Below are 26,005 nucleotides of genomic sequence, written 5' to 3'. Positions count from 1 at the left end.
CGCCAAAGGGGACAATCTTACGCAGCACCAAGCGGTCACACTGGAAGGAGTAACCAAACCGCAATCGGCGGTAGTGATCCGATTTGCCGGGCAGGAGTACAGCACCCTTGCCGATAAAGACGGGCAGTGGCAAGTGGCATTACCCGCAGTCAACCAAGACGGTAAGTATGGTTATCAAGTGAGTGTAACCGATACTGTCGGAAATATCGGGACGTCCACCGGGCAGTTTACCGTGGATAGCAATATAACGCTGACTGCACACTTAGACCCTGCGAGCCAAGACAATTCGAATGCGTTGATAACCTACTTAAAACGACCTCAAATTAGTGGAGAAGCTGATCCCGAAAGTAAAATTACCGCTGAGTTTAAAGGACAAATTAAAACGGCTTACGCCGATAGCCAAGGAAAATGGTCTCTGATTTTTGATGTTGATGCGAATGAAGGCAAGGATAATCACTACAAGGTCATCGCAGAGGACTCTGCTGGTAACAAAGAGACAATTAGTCAGAGTTTTACATACCTGCCCTCATCAGTAGGATCTGGAGACATTCACCCCCCGACTCTAACCGCCACATTAGATGCTGCGTATGATAGTGGAAAGCAAGGTGATTATATCACCAATATTAAAGTGCCTAAATTTACAGGGAACGCCACAGCGGGGGCTAAAGTTAGACTGACAATCGGGAATGAAAGTTTCTCTACATTGGCAGATAAAGTCACTGGAAATTGGGAAATCCAAGTTAAAGAGCTCGCGGAAGGGAATTGCCAGTATCTTGTGACAGCGGAACACCCAATAAATGGGCAAACAAAGGATATTTCTGGGAATATTTTTATAGATACTACTGCTCCTGTATCCACAATTGAACTAAGTACAGAGACAGATACAGGAACTAAAGGAAACTTTATTACTGCACATCGTAAACCTGTATTTACAGGAAAAGGTGAGCCGAGAAGTGAAATCACTCTGGAACTAAATAATGAGTCGGTTTCGACAGTTGTTGATAACAACGGTTTCTGGAGTTTATCTTTACCTAATGAATTACCAAAAGATTTTATTGGTGATTATAAAGTTACCGTTACGGATACGGCAAATAATCAATTTGAAACAATAGACACACTGACGATTAATTCGAGTAAACCGGAGATTACCGATGCTGCTCTGGCTTCACCTTGGAAGAGAGGTTATCATCATGGTGATAAATCAACCAATGATTTAGAGGCAACTTTTACAGGAAAAGTAACCCCTGGTTCAAGTTTACAATTTAAGTTTAGACTGAGTAAGAAGGATGAGCATATTTTCTCCATCTCAGACATTGATAAAAATGGAAATTGGTCTTTTAGCTTACCGCCAGGTTTTCTTAAAGTGGATCGCCGTTATGACCTTGATAATTTGGCATTAATTGCAACGTCTCCAGCTGGGTTGACGACAGAAAAGGTGATTGAAGAAAAAGGGATTCAAATAAAGGATTGCGTTTTAAATGTGGCATTTCAAGTTGCGGCAGAGTCGAGTAGCACTGGGGAAGTTGATAACTCACTAAGCTCAAGTCGTTCCCCTAAGTTACAGGGAAAGATTTCAGGGGCATCGGATAGAGATGAGCTTACAGGAACCATTTTTATTGGTGGAAAAACTTATTCAATAGGTTTTGGTAAAAGCAGAAGCTCATGGAATTTCAAAGTCCCCGACGATGTTCAATTACCATTGGGGGAAGTCCCTTATACCCTCAAATTTAAAGATGTTTATGGTTCGGTAAGGGAAGTATCTTCTTCTGTATTTATCAGTGATTTCAAGTTTTACCTTGACCCAGATACAGATTCTGGCCAAATCGGTAACCACAATACCAATCATAAAAAACCCGTTTATAAAGGCAAAATAACAGCCGGTGGCACGATCTCAGCCAAAGTAAATGGTAATAGTTATCCTATTCAAGCCAATGAGCAGGGAGAGTGGCGTTTCGAAGTACCGATTAAAGGGGATGGCGCTTACCATATTAGTTTTATCCAAGACGATGGTACAGTTTCAGTTGGGCAAACAACACTTAATATCCTCACTAAGGCACCCATATTTAATCATTTTCAGGTTGCTGAGGAGCAACTTCATGCGGGTACACAAGTTGCGAATGTAACCAATCCTAAATTGGTTTTCACTTATAATGGAAATATGGATTATTACTTGATAAACGTGAATGGAAAAACGACTCGACATAATAAGCTAAAAACTAAATATAATGGCTCTAAAACAGTTTTTGCTAATGAGCTGGCATTACCTGACGGCGAGCATGTGGCAAAAATAACTGCATTTGATATCGCGGGTAATAAAACTGAGCATGAAGTAATTATTAAAGTGCTCAGTGATGAATCCGGTAAGACTGCCCCAAGTATTGAATTTGGTGTGAATGATAAACAATTAATTTCTGAGAAAGATGGCAAATTACTTTTCAACCAAAATGATTTAACACTCACGGGGACTACAAGCGTCGCAAGCCTAGTTACCATCAAAGACATAAATGGAAAAACACTTGGTACGACAAAGGCAAATAATCAGGGGAGTTGGCAGCTGAAATTACCCAGTGATGTTGTTCCTGTAGGTATTAAGGATGGTGAAAAAATTCAATTATCGGTTACGGCAAAGGATTTAGCTAATCGTGAAACGCAGTTTGAGTTTGATTTGGTATATGACATTACCCCGCCAGTATTGAATGCGGTATTAGACGAACAATCATCAAATGGCGGCACTATTCATGTTAACCAACCAACATTTAATGGAACAACCAAAGCTAATTCGGAAGTACGCTTGACGATCAATGGAAATATATATCGTACTACCGCTGATTATGATGGTAATTGGCAGATTAAATTGCCTGATAACGAAGCACTTGCTGATGGCGTGCATTTCTATGAAATAGAAGCAGTGGATGTGCTTGGGCAAATAAACCAGAACAAAGTTTCTGGTAACTTTATTGTGAAAACAGTCGCCTCAGTGAGTGGGGAATTAGAAGAAGATTCAGACTCAGGTATTCAGGGCGATGACTGCACCAATGTAAATAAGCCTACATTTAGCGGAATTACCGAACCAAATGCGACAATTCGATTAGTGTTTGATAATAAAGTTACATCAATTTTTGAAACTACCGCCAATGAGAAAGGAGAGTGGACGATCCAGGTAGATACTGAATTGAGTGACGGTCTTCATGATTATGTCATTTTTGCGATTGATAATATTAAAGGTATTAAAGGACAAGTTTCTGGGCAATTGGTTATTGATACATTAGCACCTGATTACCTTATTGGTGGTGTGGTAGATCCTATAGACTCCAGCACTAAACCGAATATTTTAACCAGTATGACGAGGCCGACTTTTGCTGGGATTGCAGAGCCTAGCACTTATTTGGAAATCACAGTTGGTCAAGAGATCTACACGAATATCCTTGTTGATAAACAAGGGGAGTGGAGCTTTACGTTAACAGAACCACTAATCGATGGGACACATGATTATCATATAAGGGTAACTGACATTGCGGGGAACTTAGGGACAGACAATTTAACCGGAAAAATTACTGTTGATACTCAAGCGCCAGAAATTTTAGGGGGGCTAAATAACACCACTGACTCAAGCCACAAGGGCGATAATATAACGAATATCAATAAGCCAAAATTTAGTGGGGTGACAGAGGCTGAGGCAGTTATTGCGCTTGAAATTGACGGTAAAATCTATCAAGGGGTGGCGGATGAAAAAGGAAAATGGGCGATATCTGTTACTGATGCCTTGATTGATAAAACCTATGATTATCGTATTGAAGTTAAAGATGCCGTGGGAAATAGGCAGGCGCTTACAGGGCAAATGACTATTGATACCAAAGCCCCTGAGCTTGTTGGTCACTTAGATATTATGACTGACTCTGGCGAAAAAGGCGATGATATAACTAATATTAATACGCCAAAATTCAGTGGGACAACGGAGCCAGACACTCATGTATTTTTAACCATTGATAATCATACCTATGAACAAAAAGCGAATAAATTAGGCCAATGGGAGATCTCGGTGTCGAACCCATTAGCTGAGGGTGTGTATGACTATGAAATTAATGCATACGATCAAGCGGGTAATCAGGCACAGCAATCAGGAAAGGTGACTATTGATACCAAAGCCCCTGAGCTTGTTGGTCACTTAGATGTTATGACTGACTCTGGTGAAAAAGGCGATGATATAACTAATATTAATACGCCAAAATTCAGTGGGACAACGGAGCCAGACACTCATGTATTTTTAACCATTGATAATCATACCTATGAACAAAAAGCGAATAAATTAGGCCAATGGGAGATCTCGGTGTTGAACCCATTAGCGGAGGGGGTGCATGACTATGAAGTTAATGTATATGATCAGGCAGGAAATCAGGCACAGGTTCAAGGTAATCTTACTATTTATTCCGATTTGCCCGATGCAACTGTAACGCCAATAGATAATACAGGCGGTACTCAGGTGGATATCCCGCCAATAGATACCTTAGCGCTTCCATCTGATATCGAGGAACACTATTTTTAATTGAATAATAGCCCTACCATGAAAATGGTAAGGCTAAAGTTTAAAGGTGAATAAAGTACTAAATCAAGGAATGGGGGAAGCTTGGCTGCGCATGAAAGCTTTTAAATGCCAGTAAAAAATAAGGGACATCATCATAGCCGACTTCTTGGGCGATACGTGTCATAGGCATATTTTCTGTTCTAGATAATATCATTGCTTTGTTCATTCGGGACATTAAGCTAATTTTGGAAAAACTTGTATATTCACTGGCTAGTCGTCGTTTAAGGGTTGAAGGACTCATATGGAGTTTTTTTGCGATAGTATCTAGAGTATGGCATTGTTTACCTGCGCTATGAAAAATTAAGTCATACACTTTATCTTTTATCGAGATATTCATTGAGGCATATAATGTAGAGGTAAATTCATTCACCAGTAAAAAAAATGATAGAATAAAGTTTAAATGAATATGAATAACATTATGGCTGGTCGGTGAGTTAGCTTCTTTAATTGCAGAATGAAATACATCTTCAATAATCGGGTTTTCTTGTAAGCTAGTACAACAAATTTGGCTTATTGAGAGTGTCTTTTTCTTATTAATAAATAATGCTGCATGCTGTTGGTAAAAGGATTTTAACATATCGGTGGTCATTGGAAGTACATCTACAGCCAGCAGATTGTGATTATCAAGATTGATTATCTCAATTGATGATCCTTTGGGGAGAAAACAGATATCTGCAGCCGTTAGTCTTTGCCATGGGCCTTCTTCTATCCGTATTTCAATTTCGCCAGACCTCACTTTAAATAGTAGAGAGTGAGTTAGATAAAAGCTATTTTTTATTTTATTTGATAGGGTTTCAATATAGGTATGAAACGATTTAACACAGAAATTAGTCGACATTTTTGAACCTAAATAAATATTACCTACGATTATTACCGTAAAATTATTCTGGTTGTGTTAAAGAATTGTTCACGGCTTCCATATTTTTAATAACAAACCTTGAGCTTGCATAAGCTGAAAGATCGATTTGTTATTACTTCCTGACTTAATAAACTTCAGTGTATAGCGATGTGGTTTATTAAAAGGAACGCAGGGATACTAATTTTATATAGGGTATATTGATTTAATTACTGGTCACGATTTTTTATGTTTTTGAGAGAGAACAATAAATTCTTAACGAGTCAGTAATATTCCGAGAGCCATTATTTTAACTCATTGTTTTTATTTAAAATAATTATTTTTATTTTAATATTGGAATTATGTTTTTAGAGTAAAAAAAAGATAAGTAAGAAAAAAACAAAGTGAAATGACAACTATTAGGTGCTTAACATTAAAAAATAGTAGGAGTAAATAAAAAGGCAGAGTACGTTGAATATACTTCTGCCTTATCGTGCGTTGGACCAGTAATCAATTCAATATTTGGTTTAACTGACTATATAGGCCTTGTGCGCTCTTCTTATAACCCTCGACGGAGAGGTGCACATTGTCAGGTCGTGCTAAATCTTGTGCTGCCCATGTGCGAATTGAACAAGGGCCACCCATAAAGGCTTGCCAGTCCCAAAATAGCGTATTTTCCTGAGCGGCAACTGTTTTTTGAATTTGAATCACACTCGTTAAATTCACTGGCATCTGAGCTTGGCAACTCGCCGCATCATTAAATTTAAGTGAATCATTCGGGCCGATAAGTAAAATAACGCTATTTGGCATTTGTTGGCGAACTAAGCGAATTTTAGCGCGCAAATTTTGCTCGTAAGCAGCTAAATCTAACGTATCGTTAAAAGCCTCATTGGTTCCATAGGCTAAAATCACCATATCAGGGGACATTTGCGCTAAGGTTTCGCTCCATTGTGGTTGCCATTTATCTGTCATACTCAATGTTGCACCATTGAGCCCAAGAGCTGAAAACATCACTCCTGGTTTTTGCGAACGCACTAACCACCCACCAATTTTCAACCCATCACCTTTATTAACAGTAACTTGGGCTGGAAGCTGGGTATTTACAGGGGACGAAAATACCCACTGGTTGCCTGTGGCTGGCAATGCAACATTGGGGGAGACTGCAGGAGCGACACGCATTTGTGAGTCACTTGTGCTTTGGTATAGAGTTTGTAGCTGATAAGCACCTAGCGCAGGCTGTAAAGGCTTGAGCACTACTTTACTGTTGGCTGCTTGTGGCTCGGCAATTAGCCCACCAAGTGGGTAATCAAAGCGTTCATCTTTGCGGCTTGAAGCCAGTGACCACTCTTTCTTTTCGCTCATACGGTTAATGGTCGCTGTTCGTTGTCCAGGTACCGAAATCGGAGGAATGAAGCCTGGGCCCGCGTCACCATAACGTTGCTGAAATAATGTTCTTAAATTACCGCTGAAAAAGTCAGCGGCTGTATGTGAATCACCAATTTGGACAATGTGAACTTGTTGGTTGCCTTGGCGCAACTTATTTGCCAACTGTGGCAAATTAGGCTCTGCGTTATTGACCAACTGCCCTTGTGCAACGACTGGCTGGCCTTTAGGCAGGCTAGTCGTGCGAGTTTTGTCTGATGTGTTCTGGCAAGACAATAAGCCCAGCGACAAAAGCGCAATCACGCTACCCGCCAATATTTTGGACTTAGCTTGACACAGTTTGTTCAGTTTCATGAGGTTCCTTTTCTTCCTCTTCTTCGAAATGAATGAGTGAGAATACTTTTTCAGCGATCAATTGTTGACCTTTTCCGCTGAAATGGATCCCGTCACCACTTCGCAATTTAATGGTACTACTCGCATCACCGATATAGTCAGAATAGGTATCGCCTTTATATTTAAAGACATCATTGACCGAAAAGTAAATTTCACCGTTGTCTTCAACTTCAGATTGGTAGAGGCTACTTAAGAATTTCATGCCATCGGAGAGCGTATTTTTACGCATATTAGGAGGCCCAACCCAAATAACATCAACATTGTGCTGGCGAGCGGTCGATATTATATCACCAATTCGTTCACGGTACACTTTTTCCCAATCTTCACTTTTAAATTTGACGTATTTATAACCCGTCTGTGGTGGCATATCCCAAGGGTCGTTAGGTCCTAAAAAAATGACTAAAACCTTAATGTTGGGGTTATCATTCAATGCCTTAGCAATGGTTTGGGGCCAATTGAAAAAGCGTGGATACGCCAGTCCTGTACTTTGCTTGCTTAGGTTAATGCTATCGATATTATATTTTTTCAAGAGCATGTTTTTAACATGTGGAGCGACGCCTTGCATCATGGAGTCCCCCGCGAACAGGACTTGTTGGCCCTTTTCGATATTGGCAATATGTTTTGCCACGATTGGCTGATCTTTTTTGATTGTAAAACCACCAAAGTTAATTTTCTGGTTTTTCTCTCTAACTTGTGGTCGTTTAAGCCGCTCAGGGAAAGTAATCGATAAGCTTTCAGCTGGATAAATATAGCCATTTACGAAATGAAGACCAATTTGAAACTCTTTGGGGAAACTGAGTTTTTTATCTTTATTGGCCAGTTCAAGCTCTGCGGCTTGTTTGTCTTCCTGCGCTTTTTGCCCTGATGCGTAATAAGTGAATAAGCTTCCTGCTTCAAGCGCACCATCATGTAAATAAGCACCATAATCCCAGATAGGATTCCCTGCCATTTTTGCCCATGGGGTATCTTGGTGATATTTTTGCTGCCAAAATCGTTCTAGTGAGCTTTGATTCAACCAAATTAATAATAGGCCAGCAATTAGGACAATAAATAAAATCTGCCCAACTTTGATTAGGGTATTTTTAAACTCAGAAGTTAGCATAAATAAACCCCGGCATACCTGAAGGAGAAAGCATAAACATAATAGTTAGAATAATCGCGAGCGGAATAGGATAATAATACCAAGGAATGGTTTGGTATTTTTTTGCCACATAATGGTAGCCTTGTACAAAATAAGGGTAGGTAATCAGTAGTAGCCAAAATGCGATTAGTAAGCCTAGGCTTGCATTAATTGAAGCAATAAAACCAGGTGCAATGATTTGATTGGCCATTAACAGGGCATCATCAAATGAGGGGCTACGGAAGAAAATCCATGCAAAGCAGACAAAATGGAAAGTAATAATTCGTGACACCCAAACGGATAATGTTTTATTAGGAATCACTTGGGTCCATCCTAATTTTTCCATGCATAAACTCTTAAGATTGAGTAGCACAATTCCTAATCCATGAATGGCTCCCCAAACTACAAATGTCATTGCTGCACCATGCCATAACCCTGAAATGACCATCGCAAGGAATACATTGGTATTCATACGGCTAAAACCTTTGCGGTTACCGCCTAGGGGGATATAAATATAGTCGCGAATAAATGTAGATAAGCTGATGTGCCAACGGGCCCAAAACTCTTTTAAATTTGCAGCTAAATAAGGCGCATTAAAGTTAACAGGGACTCTAAATCCTAATAATAACGCGATGCCCGTCACCAGATTGGTATAACCTGAGAAGTTAAAGTAAATATTCCAAGCATAGGCATAGGTTGCTACTAGGATCTCTCCCGCATTGTAACCCACGGGAGAATCAAAGACTGGATTTACAAAATTTTCAGACAAGTAAGAGCTAAATAAAAACAATTTCACTAGTGCTAATGAAATAAGCAATATCGCTTTTCGAGGATCTAAAACCTCACGGCTTTCCGCTTGTATTTGGGGAAGAAAGTTCTTCGCGCGGTTGATTGGCCCTGCGACGATGCTCGGAAAAAATGCAAGATACAATGTTACATCAAAGAAATCGGCTTTAGGAATTTCTTTGCGACAAACTGATACCGTATAGCTTACCGAATGGAATACATAAAATGAGAGTCCAAGCGGTGCGAGTATTTCCAATATAGGAAGACCAACACTAAAACCAAATTTATCGAGTGTTTGCTGAATAGTCTCTTGGAAGAATGAGTAATATTTAAAGGTGGTAAAGAAGCCAACAATGACAGCGGTAAGAATACCGTATATCCATCCACTAGAGAGCCAATTGGTTGCCACGTTGGTAAGCAAATAAATAATCAGTGTGTAGCTAAATAAGATATAAGCAAAGTCAGGACTAAATGAATAAACAAAAAAATAGCTAGCAGTGATTAATAAGCCATTTTGTAACTTTGCACTGGGCTGACAACCCCAATAAATAAGAAAAAAAATCAAGAAAGAGCCAAGAAACTCAAAAGAGAAGAAATTCATATTAGACTCAAAGATGTTAATTATTTTGTTAGAAGGTTAGGGTATATGATATTTGATCTCTTTTTCTATGCAATCAGAATATTGCTTGTCATATTGCTCGTCATATTTCGAGCGGTGACTTTGTTGGCTACGTTCAGCTACCCTAGTCACATACTTATGTATGCTCCTAGGGGTAGCTTCTCTTGCCGCCTCGCCACCACTCGAACTATTTAAGGCAATAGAGTAAATCTAAAAAAACATAAAAAATGAATTAGTCGAATGAGTTAAGTAAGTTAAATACGGTTTGTGAGGGATAAAAAATCCACTTAGTTAAGTGGATTTTTTATGTCTTGTACCTGGTGATACAAAATTAAATGCGAGTGGCTGCTCTTTGCTGAGCTTGTGTAATCAATTCTTCATTACTCGCGTACATCTCTTGTAAATAGCGGTTATAAGTAGAACCTAACTCTGAGTACCCTTTCATATCATTGATTAACTTTTTAGTATCTAGCTCATCTTTTGATAGACGCTGTTTTGCTCGTGAAGTACGTAGTGACTCATAAGCATTATGGGTATTCATATTTTTCATATAAGCAGTCACGGTCTCTTCTACAGAAGAATATGTAGAATAGCCTTTAATCTTTCCTTGTTTGGTCTGGCAGCCACTACCGCAGCGCATACCAAATAAATTACCGTTTTGCAGAGCAAGTTGTGATGTACCCCAACCAGACTCTGTTGCTGCTTGTGTGGCAACTAAGTGTGTTGGCATGATGTCGACACGACTCAATAGTTTGTTCCAATTTAAACGTTTTGGATTACTACATTTCATACCATAGCTATTACAGATTTGTTCAAGACGGCGCAACTCTTGTGCGCTCCACTTCTTATTAGCTTGTACTGATAGCAACCAAGTACGTTCAGCCATAATCTGCTTATTCACTTTTTCAATAACAGGGACAACCGTTTTCAAAAATGCTTTCTTTCGAGGCGTACCAGAAGGGTATTTACGCAAGTCAGGGAGTGAGGTTTTAGCCTGACTTACATTCTGTTGCACAGTTTTATTAGTATACTCTTTATTGAGCATTGTGCTGGTACTGGTGGAGCCCATACTCAGGCTCGAAAATAAAAGTAAAAATAAGAAAGCGAAGACGGCGTTTGTCCTCATCGTTCGAGAGGGCATTTGCTTCTCCTAAGTATCTCTGAACAAAATTCGAGCGAATATTAGCAGATTAATTTTTCACGAGCTACATTTATCCGGGTGACATTAAGGAAACTTCTGTATTATTTTGTGGGTTTTTTTATATTAATATGAATGTATTGATTTTAAATGACCTAATGGTTTCGTTTGGTATATTTTCATATGATGAATAATAAATTAAACTGTTTATTCCCGTGGCGCTTGCTCTTTACTTAAGTTAAATTTGAGTAAAAAACATACAATTCATTTAGTTATTATAGGGTTATTTTGTCTGAAAAATAAGCAGTTGGTAGTCTATTTTTTGACCGAAATGAGTTCTCCATCGTTTTATTAAAGCCTATCGAGGCGACAAAAGTGAAATAAGATTATTATCTGCAAATGAGTAAAAAGTGACATTTACCTTAAATTTTAAGCGCAACAATGTCAGGATAAAGTCCTATAGGGTGAGTCATATGGATATCACAAATAGTCCCTTTAAGGTTTTAAAATTTGTTGCAGTAAATCTTGTTGCTTCGCATCTTCCGCCAGCTGTGGAAAATCAGCCACTGTCCAATAAGAGGTCGGTTTGGGGAGCTGTTTCATATTTCCAGTAGGGAGCAAACGCAGTTGTGCGAGTAATGACAAATCATATTTGAGATAGCGGTCAGGCAACGTTAAAAATAAGCCTTCAGATGGCATAATTTGTGGGGGCATCAGAGGATAACGTTGGTCACTTGTTTGGTAATCTCTTGTTAAAACAAGAAATTTCTCTGGTACTCTACGGTAACTGTTCCACCATAAACCATCAACGCTATCAAATATTTTTCGCGTGGTTTTTCTATCTTTGCTACCGAGTTGGTGAAGGGCCAGTGGAAGAATATTTTCCATTGATTGAGAGTAAGTGGCTAAAGAGCCTGCTCGGCCTTGTAGTATCAAAGTTAAGGCGAGACGGGAACCAAGTAAATTTGAGTACAGGTCTTCAGGGGAAAATGCGGAAACCCCTTCAGAAAACCCCGGTACAGATTGATAGCCATACCACTGTGCAATTTCATGCCATACCGCGAGTTGGAAAGCCAATTTTGCGGCTAAGTAGGCGCTTAGTGTATAGCGCTGTTTGGCGGATTGTGGCGGTTCAAATGCACTGAAATGTATTTGTCTATCCGCTAATTCTTCACTCAGTGACAACGACCATTGTTGGCCTAGACGTGGGTAAATTTGGCTAAATAAGTAAAAAGTATAATCTGCAGTATCTCTGACATGGGAAATATCAATAAACCCGCTTTTATCCGTATAGAGTAAGCCTATTTTTTCATTACTGAGCCCCATTAATGCCGCAGAGGCACCTAAAAAGCTGTCATTATAATGATGTTCTCCTAGGCTATCTGCTTCAACGATATTATCGATAGTGTAAAACGGGACAGGTAATCCCCATAGCTCAGCTTGCAAGTTGTAGCCAAAGGCGCAGCAAGCGCGCAAACCTTGTGGTGGGGCTAAGGAAGCAATAATAGGCCAATTTTGTGAGGCTTCTTCAAAAGTATAGGGGGTAATGACAGGCTCAATAACGGGCAAGTCCAGTTTGTCATGACTTTGGCAAGCGGCTAATAAAAGCCCAATCCCCATTGCCAGAACCCATTTGAACATTAAAACGCCTCCCCAACTTGAAAATATACCCCTGTACTGTTGCGGCCAACACCGAAATCCAAGCGAACATTCATTCTTGGTTTAAATTCAAAACGATAGCCTACGCCAACGGTGGGCAACCAATGCCCTTGGCCTAATTCAGAGGCAGTATCACTCATGGTTCCTGTTCCTAGCCAGCCTACAACGCCATGACGCCAATCGAGTTTATGACGAAGTTCTATTTGGCTGGTGAATATATTGTTATCACGATAACGACCTTCATAATACCCGCGCATGCGGTTACCATTACCGAGTAATGATAGCTGGTTCCACGGTACATTTCCGGTTGAAAACCTCGCATAATTGTCGAATGCAATAACAGTCTCTTCGGCTAAGGCATGGTAATAGGCATATTGTAATTGGGTGGTTTGGAAACGTGTATCGCTACCGAGGCTAGGCGCAAAATAAGTATAGATGGCCTCAAAAGCTTGCCCATGATAGGCATTGGGCAGAAAATCTCGTGTGTCATAACTGTAGTATGCACTGACGCCTGAATTTAACACCGAACGACCCCCAATTGAATTGGAGAAATACTGTTTGGCGCCATTATCAGGATCACTGGCATTGATTGATGAAAAGTTCCAACCAAGACCAATATAAGTCGAATCGGCCAATTGATATAAGACTCTTGGGGTTATTTGGAATTCTTGGGAATGGTACTTTTCTTTATTGTGATCGTTTTTCCCTGCAGAATATCCCTTACCCCAGTAATAAGTGGGAATATTGTTAATGGTGCCGGAAACAAATAACCGCCACTGGTCGTTATCAATAAAATTATAATTGGTAAAATTTAAGCCAAACGCGCCTGTAGACGACGCAAAACCGCTTAAGCCAATAGAAGACGGCTGGGTTTGTTTATCTTCTTTATCTATTCGATATAAACCAACCAGCGCAGTACCAATACCAACGCCCATTTCGGGGGTATAAAATGGCCCCGGTAATACGCCCCAATCGACAGTTTTACTTTCATCAAAGCTATTTTTTCCACCGAGATCGTTTAACCAGCCATCGATTTGCTGGCGATCAGGGAGTAAATCAGCTTTAGCGGGAAAAATAATAAAAAGGCTGAGCAAGGCCAGCCTTTGGATAATTGCCGAATGCCACATTAAAAACGGAATTCCCCAGAAATATAAAAACTATTTCGGTTATTAAAACCGACTTCTGTTAACACATTAAAGTTTCTAGTGAGTTCGACACGGGCACCGACAGTATTATTCCATTTATGGGCAAGATGCTGTTTAACATCGAATTTTGCATCGTCTGGCGCTAATGCCATCAACCCACTCAATTCAGGCGGTAAATCTAGTTTATTAATATCACCTTTGAATCGTTGGGTAATATCTTGATACATGGCACCAGTCCAAATTTGTAGCTTTGTATTACCTTGACCAGGGATTAAAGGTTCAAAGATAAATTCATAACCAACCCGAGGAGTTACAACAAAAGCAGTAATGTCACCGTCTAAGATATCAAGGCTTGTTCTGGTATAGTTAAAATCTAATGTACTAAAGAATTGGTTATACCCACCAGCGAAGGTAACACCACCACCATACGTTTTTCCTTTATAATCTAATTCAAAAGGTAGATTTTTACCGATATCAATTATATTTTCTTTGCCAAAAATTTTGACCCGAGCTTTTACACTATCAAGATTTGTGGTTGATGTTCCTTTGGTTTTTCCATAAACGCCATATACGTTCATAAATGGAAAGACCCAAGTATCGAGTTTTAACATATGTGATTCATTCTTACTGCGTGTATGTCCTGTTTTAATCATTAAGTCATCATTTAAATCGAATTTAACAAAAGGAATATTTACGCCCTTTTCTGATTTAAAGGCTATTTTGTCAACTTTTATATCTTGACGTAGGTTCATATATCCGTAGCCGATCCCAAAAGGTTCCGGTAAATCATACCCTCGAGCGCGGGCTTCATCGCCCCAAATCGGCAGTACTCGTGACTCTGTGGTAGAAGAACGAGTAATGCCGCCTTCGCTGTTACTTTGTGGGACTCCAGACTCACTCACGGAGACCGAAAATAACGGACGATCACTATCGGCAAAGCTCACAGACATGCTCATAATAGAAGAAAGAATCAGTGCAGTACTGAATTGAATGCGTTTCATAAAATTGGCTCAATCTTTAGATAATAGAGAGGTGTAGTTAGGTATATCTATAATAGTTGGAATTTTAACATTGATAATTTTTTTATCGATAGCGCTTAATGCTTTTTTATGAAGATCTAAAACTAGATACCTGTATGTTAATTGTTTATTTAAGATTATCATTTTTCATACCTAAAATAGCTGCCGATGCAAGAAATAACATCGGCACGATAGGGCTGAAAATACTATTTTTTGTTTTGTTGATGAAACTTAACACGCTCATGAAAATAGGCTTTTAAATGGTCTTCCATTTGGTGAATCTTTTGTTCTAAGGCGTTGACCAGCACTTCATCGCTATTCATATCGAAAACGCGCTGCATCGCCAGTTCATCAACATATTCTTTTTGTGCCTTGGTTAAATCAGCCATATTTGAATTACCTTTATTGAAATAGAACTTTTGCTTTATCAATTTAAAGCAAATTAAAGAAAGTGCATTATTGTGCCTCAGTCAATACAGTATGAAAAGTAGAATAACTGATTGTCGAATAATGATTATTTATTAACTTACTTGCAATACGAAGGATCAAATCACAATCTCTGTTTGTTAAGAATAATCACAATATTCTTAATGAATATAAGCTGATATCCTCGCCAGAGTCACTTATTAATAGGTCTGAAAATGAATAATAAACAACACTACCTTGATACCGCAGCAGGTGAGGGTGAAAAAGAAGCATCAATGATGGTTGCTATCCCTGGTTCTGAGCTGACGTCTTTATTATTAGAGCAGCGTTTAGAAGAGCAAACTTATTTCACCGATGGTGAAATAGACTACATTCCTGAGGATGGCGGCTTTTTCTTTAGCTGTAAAAAAGATGAAGAAGAATTACGTTTTTATATCTCTTTAGTGGATAGCGACCCTGAATATACCATCAATCCTTATTTTGCCACTGATCCAATCAGCCCTGAGCTGTATGCAGAGGCCAGTGCTGCTCCTCAAGCAGTGATTGTTGAATGTTTATTTCAAGGACAGCCATTAGTTAATTATCTTCAGCAGCTGAAAATTATTCAAATATTAGTGCCAGATTTATTACTAGGCTTGGATATTTCTGCCGCAGGGAAAGTGTTTACTCGTGAGTGGCTTAATTTCCAACTAATTGATGATTTGATGCCAAGCATTGACTCTTTGTATGTTGTTCATGCTATTTATGATCAAGAAGACAATGAAGACAAGCCGGAAGAAGAGCGTGCTCCGACCATGTATTGGTTCCATACTCACGGTTTGGCACGTTGTGGTTTATCGGAAGCAGAAATTATTATACCGCACCCGATTGCTTCTTATTATGGTATTCCCGAACTATTTTGGAGCTTCGTGAATAACAGTATTACTCACGGAAAAATCGTGTTTAATGAACCTATTTTTATTGGTCAAACCCAAGCAGGCTATGAGTATTTAGTTGCAGTACCGTTTGAAGAAGGGCTGTTGCATGTGGGTAAATCAACGCCAATTGATGACTTAAAACCACTTGAAGAGATGAATTTCGAGTTTGGTGATGCGTCATCAGAGCGTTTCATGGGGGATTGGCATGATCGAGACGAATCTCATCAGCACCCATCCGCGATGTTGTTTCGTGTGACACAAGAAAACCCGGTATTAGAAAGTTTCTTTGAAGGCTTTGAAGATCAAAACGCGATGATGTTTATGCGTACCGATGAAGAAACCGCTGATATGTCCCGTAAAGCCAAATTACGTTGGGAATATTTTACCCATATGTTAGATAACTACGGGCCAAAACCAGTCGCTCAGAAGAAAGGCTTTTTTGCCAAATTCCTCGGTAAAAACGAGGAAGCTGAAGACTCGGAATGGCGTTTTTTAGTGAAATGCGGTATTGGTTACCATGATGCAGAAGAGGATTTTGATGGCCATGAACATATGTGGTTTGAACCCGTTTCTTGGCATGGTGACCAATTTGAAGGGCGCTTAATAAACCATCCTTTTTATGTACAAAATATGCAAGAAGGGGAAGTTTATCCATTAACACGTGATGATATTACGGACTGGACAATTTATTTCCAAGACGGCAGCTATACCCCTGATACGATATATAAATTGTTAAGTGGCGCTCAAGTTCACTAACTTGTCATACTCGTCATACTTCAAGCTGCATGGGTGTTGACTGCGCTCAGCCAGCCGAATCACATACTTATGTATGCTCATCGGTCTGTCTTCGTTTGTCGCCTACATGCAACTTGAATTATTTAGAGTATATACGCGTCACGATTCAAACCGCATGGGTGTTGACTGCGCTCAGCCAGCCGAATCACATACTTATGTATGCTCATCGGTCTGTCTTCGTTTGTCGCCTACATGCAACTTGAATTATTTAGAGTATATACGCGTCACGATTCAAACCGCATGGGTGCTGACTGAGGTCCGCCAGCCGAATCACATACTTATTCAAGCTAGAGTACAAAGGTTTATGTTAGACTGGGCGCGCAATGCGCCCAATTTAATGATGAAAGTTTAACGCCATGAATGAATCCGAGCTTTACCAATATGCCTTGTTTATGCTTTCCCGCCGTGATTACGGTAAAGCCGAGCTATTTGCTCGTATGAAACGGCGTATGTATGAAAAAAATGAAGGTATTATTGATGAGCCTTTAATTGAATTGGTGCTTGAAAGACTAAGTGAGCAACATTTTCTTGATGATGACCGTGTCGCGGGGCTATTAATGCAAGGTTATCTGCGCAAGGGATATGGGCCATTGCGGATAAAACAAGAAATGCGGCAGAAAGGTTTCACTGAAACGGTTGTGGAAAAGCATTTTGCTACTCTAGATGTAGATTGGTTTGAAAAGGCCGCATTGGTTCGTAGTAAAAAATTCGGTGATGACCTTCCTCATGATTTCAAGGAAAAAAGCAAACAAATTAGATACTTACAGTATCGTGGCTTTTTTGGCGATATGATTTATGAGTTATTCAATGGTTAGTTTCCATATTATTAATTTATAAAATCACTTACTTTTCAACTGGTTGAAATAAAATCTGAACATAGTTTTTGACGTTGTTTATTTTAGATTAATCAGTGAATTGTGAGTTCGATCTTTCTTTTATCAATTTCATGTTAACGTTAACATACCTTTGATCATATACTGTGTTCATGTTCTGGGCAGCTCACTTCACGATAAATCAAAAAAGAGAAGAAAGCGCTAGCAATGATGTTTATTGGTTTAATTCAAATAGGTATTAATATGAAGATGTTACCGTTATCTGCGATTGCAGCGGCTTTTGTCATCCTATTCCCTTTGGTGGGGGATGCTCAAACGGATTTAAGCCGTATTGAGGCAAGGCTGGAGGCGTTAGAGAAAAGAGCTGAGTTGGCAGAACGACGTGCCGAAGCTGCTGAACAGAAAGCAGAAAAGCTCGAACGAGTGATGAATATGCATGAAACTACCAAACAACCCATATCAACCGTTGTTAAGGAGCCTATTTCCAATACAAATGTACCAAGGGAGAGTGAAGAAAAACCAACATCTGGGATCCAATACCACAATGATTACGGTGAACTTAAGCTTTATGGCGATGTTGAGTTCAATATGGATGGGGCGAGTCGTCAGGGACAAATTACATCTGTCAGAACGGCTCTTGGGAAAAACAACCAACCAAATAAGAGTGATAATTGGGATATTAATGGACGAATCTTGATTGGGGTAGATGGTAATCATTTGAAAGATAATGGAAATTATGCAGGGTTTTCTGTGCAGCCGCTTGCGGATATGACAGGAAAAATGAACCTTGATGATGCCGCTTTTTATTTCGGGCAAAAGGATCGCTGGCAAGTAAAGCTCGGCCGTTACGAAGCTTATGATATGTTCCCATTAGGACAAGATACGTTTGTACAGTATTCAGGCAATACGGCGAATGATTTGTACAGTGATGGGTTCGGTTATATTTATATGATGAAAGAAGGGCGTGGGCGTTCAGGTGATGGTGGTAGTGTTCAACTTTCCCATTCATTAGATGATTGGTATTTTGAAATTAACGCATTGGTTGAAGATGGTACCGCTTTATTCGATGATTCTAATTACCATGGTTATCAGCTAGATAATAAGAAAAATGTTATTTATTTAAGGCCTGTGGTGGCTTGGCAGCCGAATGATTTTAAAGTGGCTATTGCGATGGAATCCCAAGTTATCAACAATGCCTATGGGGATAACGTTGATGGTCATTGGAAGGATATGTCCAAACGTAATGGATATGGTATGACTTTAGGATGGAATAGCGTAGAAAAAGACTCAGATAATGGCGTGCAGCTAACATTCAGTACTGCATACCTAGATGCAATAGCAGAAACAGATTTATCGTTAGGTGGCTATGCCTTGTGGCGTCGCGCTCAACTAGGTTATATCTATGCGCATAATAATATTAAAGATTTTAATGCAGTAAATATTTCGACAGACCCTAATTCAGTATTGAATAACATCCCAGGTAAATATGATATTCATACTTTATATGCTTCTTATGAGTTACCTCAAATTTTAGCTATAGATAATTACAAAATTTATCTTGGTGCTTATTACTCTAAAATTAATGCAGATAACCCTAATTTGATTAGTCATCATGATGATGAACGCTATGGTGTTCGTGCTCGCTTCAAATATTTTTTCTAGTCTAAGTTAAGCCGTTCTTCCTATGTGTTGTTAATAAATAGGAAGATCGGCTGCAAAATAACTATCAAAAAGATTTTTTATTTATTTCTCTTGTGTTTTAACGCATTTCTATATTAAAAATCATCTGCTGACATGATCATTGTCAGTGAATTTTGCTTAATGATTAGGCAGAGTAATTTTTTTATAATTACAAAATAAGACAGGCAGGAGAAATAAATGATTGAGCTCTTAATCGGCGTTATTGTCGCCATTGGAGTTGGGCGTTATATCATAAAAGGGTATTCCGCAACGGGTGTGTTAATGACAGGAGGGATTTTACTTCTAATCATTACCGCTATTATGGGCAAAAGTATTTTACCAGGTTCTGTTCCGACGACGGGGTGGCGTGTAACAGATATTCTGGAATACATAAAATTCCTATTAATGAGCCGAGGTGGCGACCTTGGTATGATGATCATGGTGTTATGTGGGTTTGCATCTTATATGACTCACATTGGGGCGAATGATGTTGTGGTGAAAATCGCCTCTAAGCCATTAAAAATGATCAACTCACCTTATTTGTTGATGGTTGCTGCTTATATTGTGGCATGTTTGATGTCACTGGCGGTATCTTCTGCGACAGGCCTCGGTGTATTACTGATGGCGACATTATTCCCTGTAATGGTGAATGTCGGGATCAGCCGTGGTGCAGCAGCAGCAATCTGTGCATCGCCAGCGGCAATTATTTTAGCGCCGACATCTGGTGATGTTATCTTAGCGGCAAAAGCGGCTGAAATGCCATTAATCGACTTTGCATTTAAAACGACCTTACCGATTTCTATCGCGGCAATTGTGGCAATGTCAATCGCTCACTTCTTTTGGCAGCGTTACCTCGACAGAAAAGAAAATGTCACGACTGAAATGTTAGATGTGAATGAAATTAAAACCCATGCTCCTGCTTTCTACGCTATTTTACCTTTTACGCCAATTATCGGTGTTTTAGTGTTTGATGGTAAATGGGCGCCTGAATTGCATATTGTTACCATTATTGTTGGCTGTATTATTTTGGCTGCAATCATTGAATTCATCCGTAGCTTCAGCGCTAAACATGTCTATAGTGGCTTAGAAGTTTGCTACAAAGGTATGGCAGAAGCATTTGCAACGGTCGTTATGTTATTAGTGGCGGCTGGGGTATTTGCTCAAGGTTTAAGTACCATTGGCTTTATTAAAGGGCTCATTGACCTTGCACAGTCATTCGGTTCTGGCGCAATTGTGATGATGATTGCACTGGTGGTGATTACGATGTTAGCTGCGATGACCACAGGTTCAGGGAATGCACCGTTCTATGCATTTGTTGAACTAATTCCTCATTTAGCAAAACAAATGGGGGTCAATCCTGCTTACTTAGTGATACCAATGCTACAAGCCTCTAACTTAGGGCGGACTTTATCGCCGGTATCAGGGGTTGTCGTGGCCGTATCTGGTATGGCAAAAATCTCTCCGTTCGAAGTCGTGAAAAGAACGTCAATCCCAGTATTAGTTGGATTGGTTGTGGTTGTAATTGCGACAGAAATATTAGTGCCTATATATCTATAACATTTCAGTTTCTCAGGTAAAAAAAATGGCTGAGCGAATAACTCAGCCATTCCTCGAATTAAAAATTAAATACTTTATATCTAAAATTTACTCTTTTAATTGATTGCGAAATTATTTTTTTACAGAATAATTACGTGGTGTTTGTTCTTTTACGTTATTAACGAGATCTACCCCAAAAAGTTGAAAGAAATAGAGTAATTAAATTAGGTACTGTTGCCCATTTAATGCAAAATCTGCACATCTTATTTTAATAACGTTAATGATGAAGAACACAAGATGAGCACAATTGAAAAAGCAGTAGTTACAGAAGATAAACCTGTCAGTAAGTGGACTTATAAGGATTTTACTTGGGTACTTTCTTTATTTGGTACCGCCGTGGGGGCAGGCGTTTTATTCCTACCAATTAAAGCTGGTGCTGGGGGGTTTTGGCCATTAGTAGTATTAGCAATAATTGCAACGCCAATGATTTGGTTGGCTCATAAAGGGTTAGCTCGCTTTGTCTTATCCTCAAAAAATCCAAATGCCGATATTACCGATACGGTAGAAGAGCATTTTGGTAAAGTAGGCGCAAATATTATTACATTTGCCTATTTCTTTGCTATTTACCCTATCGTATTGATTTACGGTGTCGGTATCACGAATACTGTTGATTCGTTCTTAGTAAATCAATTAGGAATAGACCCACTACCACGATGGTTATTGTCTGGAGTATTGATTGCTGCAATGACTGCTGGTGTGGTATTTGGTCGCGACCTTATGTTAAAGCTCACCTCCCTAATGGTTTATCCTTTGGTATTCATTTTGTTAGCTTTATCATTGTATCTAATCCCTGAGTGGAATATGTCCATGCTAGAGGTGGCTCCTGATTGGAGTGCAATGCCTGTGATTGTTTGGATGGCGATCCCACTTATCGTATTCTCATTTAACCATAGCCCAATCATCAGCCAATTTACTAAAGACCAACGTCAGCAGTTTGGTGATAATGCAGTGGTAAAAACGGATATGATTACTGGTGGTGCAGCATTAATGCTGACTGGTTTCGTGATGTTTTTCGTTTTCTCTGTGGTGTTATCACTAAGCCCAGCAGAGCTTGCCGTTGCGAAAGAACAAAATATCAGTGTGTTATCACATATTGCGAATATCAACCCATCGCCAATCCTATCTTATTTAGGGCCTATTGTTGCTTTCGCTGCGATTGTATCAAGTTACTTTGGTCACTTCTTAGGCGCTCACGAAGGTTTGGTTGGGTTAATTAAATCTCGCTCTTCTTTCTCTGTGAAGAAAATTCAAACGGCATCCATGTTATTTATTGTGATAACAACCTGGATTGTGACTATTCGTAACCCAAGTATTTTAGGTATGATTGAAACGATGGGGGCACCAATGATTGCCGCTATCCTATTCATTCTACCTGTTGTTTCGATGAATATTGTTCCTGCAATGAAGAAATTTAGCACTTCAAAACTGGCACAAATCTTTACTTTTATCTGTGGATTAGCGTCTATTACTTCGGTTATTTATGGTGCATTTTTATAGTTATAAATAAAGTGATATAAGAAACAGAGCCATGACCTGTAAAAGTCATGGCTTTTTTTATATCAATACGAACTAGGTTATATGGATAGACATTGATATAACTAATTTTTAAGCTGAGGGGTGTGATAATCACCCTCACCGTATCTATCAATATGAAATAATTTCAAGTGCAAGTAGTTGCTCGGTATCGTGGCTTAGGTAATATCTAAGGTTATCACAGCATTATAATAACGTAATCACTACCTCTGGCTGTAACTATTCCAGTGCATTGCAACAAGGATAACTAATGAAATTAGAAACATTATCGATTCACGCCGGTTACTCTCCTGACCCTACCACTAAGTCCGTTGCCGTGCCAATCTACCAAACCACCTCTTATGCTTTTGACGATACTCAGCATGGTGCTGACCTCTTCGATTTAAAAGTCGCGGGTAATATTTACACTCGTATCATGAACCCGACTAACGATGTTTTAGAGCAACGAGTTGCTGCGCTTGAAGGCGGTGTCGCTGGCTTGGCCGTTGCTTCTGGTATGGCGGCAATTACTTATGCGATTCAAACTATCGCGCAAGCTGGAGACAACATTGTTTCTGTAGCTAAATTATACGGTGGAACCTATAACTTATTTGCCCATGCTCTGCCGCGTTTAGGAATTGAAACACGTTTTGCGGAGCATGACGATCTCGCCGCATTTGATGCGCTTATTGATGATAAGACGCGGGCTATTTTTTGTGAGTCAATTTCAAACCCAGCGGGCTTTATTGTTGATATTGCGGCGCTCGCTGAAGTTGCACACCGCCATGGTATTCCTTTGATTGTCGATAATACGGTGGCGACACCTTATTTATGCCGTCCATTTGAACATGGGGCAGATATCGTCGTTCATTCATTGACAAAATATATTGGTGGTCACGGTACATCACTTGGCGGAATGGTTATTGATTCAGGTAAGTTTCCATGGACAAAATACCCGAATCGCTTTTCGTTATTGATAGAGCCGGATGTGGCATACCATGGTGTCAGTTATACCGAACATTTTGGTGCAGCGGCCTTTATTGCTCGTTGCCGTGTTGCGCCATTGCGCGGAACGGGTGCTGCATTATCACCGTTTAACGCATTCTTGATTTTACAAGGTTTAGAAACCCTCGCGCTAAGAATGGATAGACATACCGAAAATGCGCTAAAAGTTGCGAACTACCTGGAAAATCATCCACAAGTAGAGTGGGTGAAATATGCAGGGCTACCGAGTAACCCTGAACATGGCTTAGCGCAAAAGTATATGAACGGCAAGCCAGCAAGTATTATGTCGTTTGGTATTAAAGGTGGCCAAGAAGCAGGGGCGCGCTTTATTGATGCCTTGAAACTGATTGTGCGGTTGGTAAATATTGGTGATGCTAAATCACTAGCCTGTCACCCTGCATCAACGACACATCGTCAACTTAATGATGCAGAGTTAGCGCAGGCAGGAGTTTCTCGGGATATGATCCGCTTATCAATTGGCATAGAACATATTGATGATATTTTAGCAGACCTTGAACAGGCGTTAGCTGCTGCCAAATAGTTTTACTTTGTATGAATAACAACCGGTTATGGTGAATACCCTGACCGGTTTTTGTTTATAAACTGCCGTACACTTTTTTGTATTAATGACTAATATTAAGAACGAATTAAATTTTCACCTTATTTTTAAATACTGAACTATTCTTTAAACACTCAGTCTTATTATTTGATTCTTATCTCTTTTTGTATATGAATTGTAGTATTCATTTATTGATTGTTTATATACAGCGACCTTTCTACCAACTAACGTTCGATTTGTTTAAATGGGGTTTAATTGGCATAACGATAATAGCTAAATAAAAGAGCGTGTTTGCTCAAACGAAATAAATAAAATGATTAAATATCAATAAAAAGAATGGTTGAGATGAGATGATTATGGCAAACAATAGAATTGCCTACCTTAAATGGTGCCTGTTATTTGGTTTTGTCCTAGTGACCTATTTTTTACCCTTAAATGGTAGGTTACTGTGGCAACCGGATGAACTGCGGTATGCAGAAATTAGTCGGGAACTGATTATAAGTTATAACTGGAGTGTTCCTGAACTTTTAGATATTCGTTATTTTGAGAAACCTATTTTTGGTTATTGGGTAGGGGCTGTTTTCCAAATGTTATTTGGTGAAAATAACATTTCTGTTCGTCTTGGTGTGGTATTTAGTACATTAGCTAGTGGGCTATTTGTTTATCTTAGCGCTAAAATGGCTTGGAAAAACTCACGTCTCGCTTTCAACGCGGTGTTTATTTATCTTTCAATGTTGATGGTCTTTACCATCGGTACCTACAATATTCTTGACCCGATTGTGACAGCATTTATCACTATGGTGATTTTCTTTTTCCAATGGGGTTTAACGACAAAATACTTCTCTCATAAATTACTCGCTTTTATGATGATGGGAGTAGCCTGTGGGTTAGGGGTATTAACAAAAGGTTTTCTCGTTTTAGTGCTGCCAGTGCTTGTTTGCTCTGTTGCCGCTATTTACTTTAAGCAATTCAAAGAAGTATTTGTTTTCTCGTTTGTTTCGCTGTTCACTGCTTTTGTCGTGTGCTTACCTTGGGCCTTTGTTATTGCCAGCCGTGAGCCTGATTTCTGGAACTATTTCTTCTGGGTTGAGCATATTCAACGTTTTATGGCGAATAACGCGCAAAACAAATCCCCATTTTGGTTTTATATCCCTATCTTGCTCGCTGCGGTATTACCTTGGCTAGGGTACCTTTTTGGTGCGCTACGACACGCATGGCAGCAAAAAGGGTTACATATTTATTTTCTATTATGGTTTATCGTGCCATTTGTTTTTTTCAGTATTACTAAAGGAAAATTACTGACCTATATTTTGCCTTGTATTGCACCGATCGCGGTTCTTATGGCAGCCTACATTGAAAAAATACTGACTGAGAAAAACACACTCACTATTCGTTTGAATGCATTGATTAACACATTGATAGGTGGCGTTATTGCTGGTGGAATTATTGCTTCTGCTTATTACCCTAAACTGAATGTATATCAGGCCGATGAAAGTGGAAAGCTATGGTTAGCCGCTGGCGCATTTATTTTTTGGTTATTGGTTGCGTTGCTTTCTTTCAAACAACGGTTTTGGTATTTAGCCGCAGTGTGTACGGTGGCAATTAGCTTAACGGTGGGGCATGTGATCCCATCTCGTATTGCCAGTAATAATACGCCACAAGAGGTGATTGCGAAGTATCATCACCAGTTAGCTGATAAATCTGTATTGTTAACCAATAATGTCGGGCTAGGCACCACATTGGCATGGGTACTTAAACGCAGTGATATTACGATGCTTCACCAAACTGGGGAATTAGGCTACGGGCTAAAATACCCAGATGCCGCTAATCGGTTTTATAGCTTAAAGCAGTTACCTGATTTATTAAAAAATTATCATTATAAAGATGTGGCGGTGGTCGTAGAAAGTTCTCAGCGTGAATTGTTGGACGCATTACCCGGCAACCCAATTATTATTCGGGAAGGTAATCTTGTTTTAGCTTTTTATGAAGGCCAATAGAGACAG

Annotated in this window: 17 protein-coding genes; 8 read left to right on the top strand and 9 right to left on the bottom strand. The window is 39.5% G+C overall.

From position 1 onward, the window contains the following. The coding region (locus PR834_RS14425; RefSeq protein ID WP_272536738.1) for an Ig-like domain-containing protein at positions 1-4,543 on the top strand (4,543 nt) is incomplete at its 5' end. 58 nt (positions 4,544-4,601) lie between these two features. Here the strand turns inward: PR834_RS14425 and PR834_RS14420 are convergent. The 9 genes from PR834_RS14420 to PR834_RS14380 all read right to left on the bottom strand — a co-directional run bounded on the left by PR834_RS14420 (position 4,602) and on the right by PR834_RS14380 (position 15,068). Continuing rightward, complete coding sequence (locus PR834_RS14420) at positions 4,602-5,420, bottom strand: helix-turn-helix domain-containing protein (RefSeq protein ID WP_164561240.1); 819 nt, start codon at positions 5,418-5,420, stop codon at positions 4,602-4,604. Between the two features lie 507 nt (positions 5,421-5,927). After that, complete coding sequence (locus PR834_RS14415) at positions 5,928-7,154, bottom strand: SGNH/GDSL hydrolase family protein (protein ID WP_096864562.1); 1,227 nt, start codon at positions 7,152-7,154, stop codon at positions 5,928-5,930. After that, positions 7,126-8,295 carry an SGNH/GDSL hydrolase family protein gene (locus PR834_RS14410; protein ID WP_094961456.1) on the bottom strand — a complete coding sequence of 390 codons (1,170 nt, stop codon included), beginning with the start codon at positions 8,293-8,295 and terminating at the stop codon, positions 7,126-7,128. Before PR834_RS14410 ends, PR834_RS14415 begins: the two co-directional genes overlap by 29 nt. Continuing rightward, the gene (locus PR834_RS14405) at positions 8,282-9,700 is read right to left on the bottom strand and encodes an MBOAT family O-acyltransferase (protein ID WP_181489145.1); all 1,419 of its coding nucleotides are present in this window, start codon (positions 9,698-9,700) and stop codon (positions 8,282-8,284) included. Before PR834_RS14405 ends, PR834_RS14410 begins: the two co-directional genes overlap by 14 nt. 349 nt (positions 9,701-10,049) lie before the next feature. Continuing rightward, positions 10,050-10,859 (bottom strand): protein bax, encoded by an 810-nt coding sequence (locus PR834_RS14400; RefSeq protein ID WP_164454927.1) that lies wholly within the window; start codon positions 10,857-10,859, stop codon positions 10,050-10,052. Between the two features lie 492 nt (positions 10,860-11,351). Continuing rightward, a complete protein-coding gene (locus PR834_RS14395; RefSeq protein ID WP_112307388.1) occupies positions 11,352-12,497 on the bottom strand; it encodes a DUF4056 domain-containing protein in 1,146 nt (381 codons plus the stop codon). Then, on the bottom strand, positions 12,497-13,642 hold the full coding sequence (locus PR834_RS14390) for a BamA/TamA family outer membrane protein (RefSeq protein WP_272536737.1): 1,146 nt from the start codon (positions 13,640-13,642) through the stop codon (positions 12,497-12,499). Before PR834_RS14390 ends, PR834_RS14395 begins: the two co-directional genes overlap by 1 nt. After that, the gene (locus PR834_RS14385; RefSeq protein WP_110592514.1) at positions 13,642-14,661 is read right to left on the bottom strand and encodes a hypothetical protein; all 1,020 of its coding nucleotides are present in this window, start codon (positions 14,659-14,661) and stop codon (positions 13,642-13,644) included. Before PR834_RS14385 ends, PR834_RS14390 begins: the two co-directional genes overlap by 1 nt. 224 nt (positions 14,662-14,885) lie before the next feature. Next, positions 14,886-15,068, bottom strand: coding sequence for a hypothetical protein (locus tag PR834_RS14380; RefSeq protein WP_004261179.1), 183 nt, complete (start codon positions 15,066-15,068; stop codon positions 14,886-14,888). A 252-nt stretch (positions 15,069-15,320) separates the two neighbouring features. On the opposite strand from PR834_RS14380, the gene PR834_RS14375 reads away from it, so the two are divergent. The 7 genes from PR834_RS14375 (at position 15,321) to arnT (ending at position 25,999) form a co-directional block, all read left to right on the top strand. Further along, positions 15,321-16,778 (top strand): DUF4026 domain-containing protein, encoded by a 1,458-nt coding sequence (locus PR834_RS14375; RefSeq protein ID WP_272536736.1) that lies wholly within the window; start codon positions 15,321-15,323, stop codon positions 16,776-16,778. A 395-nt stretch (positions 16,779-17,173) separates the two neighbouring features. Beyond that, a complete protein-coding gene (locus PR834_RS14370) occupies positions 17,174-17,632 on the top strand; it encodes a regulatory protein RecX (RefSeq protein WP_004261175.1) in 459 nt (152 codons plus the stop codon). Positions 17,633-17,893: 261 nt separating this feature from the next. Beyond that, complete coding sequence (locus tag PR834_RS14365; RefSeq protein ID WP_036958415.1) at positions 17,894-19,312, top strand: carbohydrate porin; 1,419 nt, start codon at positions 17,894-17,896, stop codon at positions 19,310-19,312. Positions 19,313-19,528: 216 nt separating this feature from the next. Next, positions 19,529-20,887, top strand: a complete 1,359-nt coding sequence (gene dcuC, locus PR834_RS14360) for an anaerobic C4-dicarboxylate transporter DcuC (RefSeq protein WP_004261170.1) — start codon at positions 19,529-19,531, stop codon at positions 20,885-20,887. A 276-nt stretch (positions 20,888-21,163) separates the two neighbouring features. Then, complete coding sequence (locus PR834_RS14355; protein ID WP_004261167.1) at positions 21,164-22,423, top strand: aromatic amino acid transport family protein; 1,260 nt, start codon at positions 21,164-21,166, stop codon at positions 22,421-22,423. Between the two features lie 286 nt (positions 22,424-22,709). Further along, a complete protein-coding gene (locus PR834_RS14350) occupies positions 22,710-23,984 on the top strand; it encodes a bifunctional O-acetylhomoserine aminocarboxypropyltransferase/cysteine synthase (RefSeq protein ID WP_096864568.1) in 1,275 nt (424 codons plus the stop codon). A gap of 368 nt (positions 23,985-24,352) precedes the next feature. Beyond that, on the top strand, positions 24,353-25,999 hold the full coding sequence (gene arnT, locus PR834_RS14345) for a lipid IV(A) 4-amino-4-deoxy-L-arabinosyltransferase (protein WP_110592507.1): 1,647 nt from the start codon (positions 24,353-24,355) through the stop codon (positions 25,997-25,999). Positions 26,000-26,005: the final 6 nt, after the last annotated feature.

Source organism: Providencia sp. PROV182, from assembly GCF_028480325.1.
Classification (GTDB): domain Bacteria; phylum Pseudomonadota; class Gammaproteobacteria; order Enterobacterales; family Enterobacteriaceae; genus Providencia; species Providencia hangzhouensis.
The sequence above is the reverse complement of the archived record's forward strand: the minus strand, read 5'-3'. Positions and strand labels throughout refer to the sequence as shown.

What these genes read in the sequence shown, in the direction of transcription:
- PR834_RS14420 (WP_164561240.1), bottom strand. Translation starts at nt 5,420, where the DNA reads ATGTCGACTAATTTCTGTGTTAAATCGTTTCATACCTATATTGAAACC.
- PR834_RS14415 (WP_096864562.1), bottom strand. Translation starts at nt 7,154, where the DNA reads ATGAAACTGAACAAACTGTGTCAAGCTAAGTCCAAAATATTGGCGGGT.
- PR834_RS14410 (WP_094961456.1), bottom strand. Translation starts at nt 8,295, where the DNA reads ATGCTAACTTCTGAGTTTAAAAATACCCTAATCAAAGTTGGGCAGATT.
- PR834_RS14405 (WP_181489145.1), bottom strand. Translation starts at nt 9,700, where the DNA reads ATGAATTTCTTCTCTTTTGAGTTTCTTGGCTCTTTCTTGATTTTTTTT.
- PR834_RS14400 (WP_164454927.1), bottom strand. Translation starts at nt 10,859, where the DNA reads ATGCCCTCTCGAACGATGAGGACAAACGCCGTCTTCGCTTTCTTATTT.
- PR834_RS14395 (WP_112307388.1), bottom strand. Translation starts at nt 12,497, where the DNA reads ATGTTCAAATGGGTTCTGGCAATGGGGATTGGGCTTTTATTAGCCGCT.
- PR834_RS14390 (WP_272536737.1), bottom strand. Translation starts at nt 13,642, where the DNA reads ATGTGGCATTCGGCAATTATCCAAAGGCTGGCCTTGCTCAGCCTTTTT.
- PR834_RS14385 (WP_110592514.1), bottom strand. Translation starts at nt 14,661, where the DNA reads ATGAAACGCATTCAATTCAGTACTGCACTGATTCTTTCTTCTATTATG.
- PR834_RS14380 (WP_004261179.1), bottom strand. Translation starts at nt 15,068, where the DNA reads ATGGCTGATTTAACCAAGGCACAAAAAGAATATGTTGATGAACTGGCG.
- PR834_RS14375 (WP_272536736.1), top strand. Translation starts at nt 15,321, where the DNA reads ATGAATAATAAACAACACTACCTTGATACCGCAGCAGGTGAGGGTGAA.
- PR834_RS14370 (WP_004261175.1), top strand. Translation starts at nt 17,174, where the DNA reads ATGAATGAATCCGAGCTTTACCAATATGCCTTGTTTATGCTTTCCCGC.
- PR834_RS14365 (WP_036958415.1), top strand. Translation starts at nt 17,894, where the DNA reads ATGAAGATGTTACCGTTATCTGCGATTGCAGCGGCTTTTGTCATCCTA.
- dcuC (WP_004261170.1), top strand. Translation starts at nt 19,529, where the DNA reads ATGATTGAGCTCTTAATCGGCGTTATTGTCGCCATTGGAGTTGGGCGT.
- PR834_RS14355 (WP_004261167.1), top strand. Translation starts at nt 21,164, where the DNA reads ATGAGCACAATTGAAAAAGCAGTAGTTACAGAAGATAAACCTGTCAGT.
- PR834_RS14350 (WP_096864568.1), top strand. Translation starts at nt 22,710, where the DNA reads ATGAAATTAGAAACATTATCGATTCACGCCGGTTACTCTCCTGACCCT.
- arnT (WP_110592507.1), top strand. Translation starts at nt 24,353, where the DNA reads ATGATTATGGCAAACAATAGAATTGCCTACCTTAAATGGTGCCTGTTA.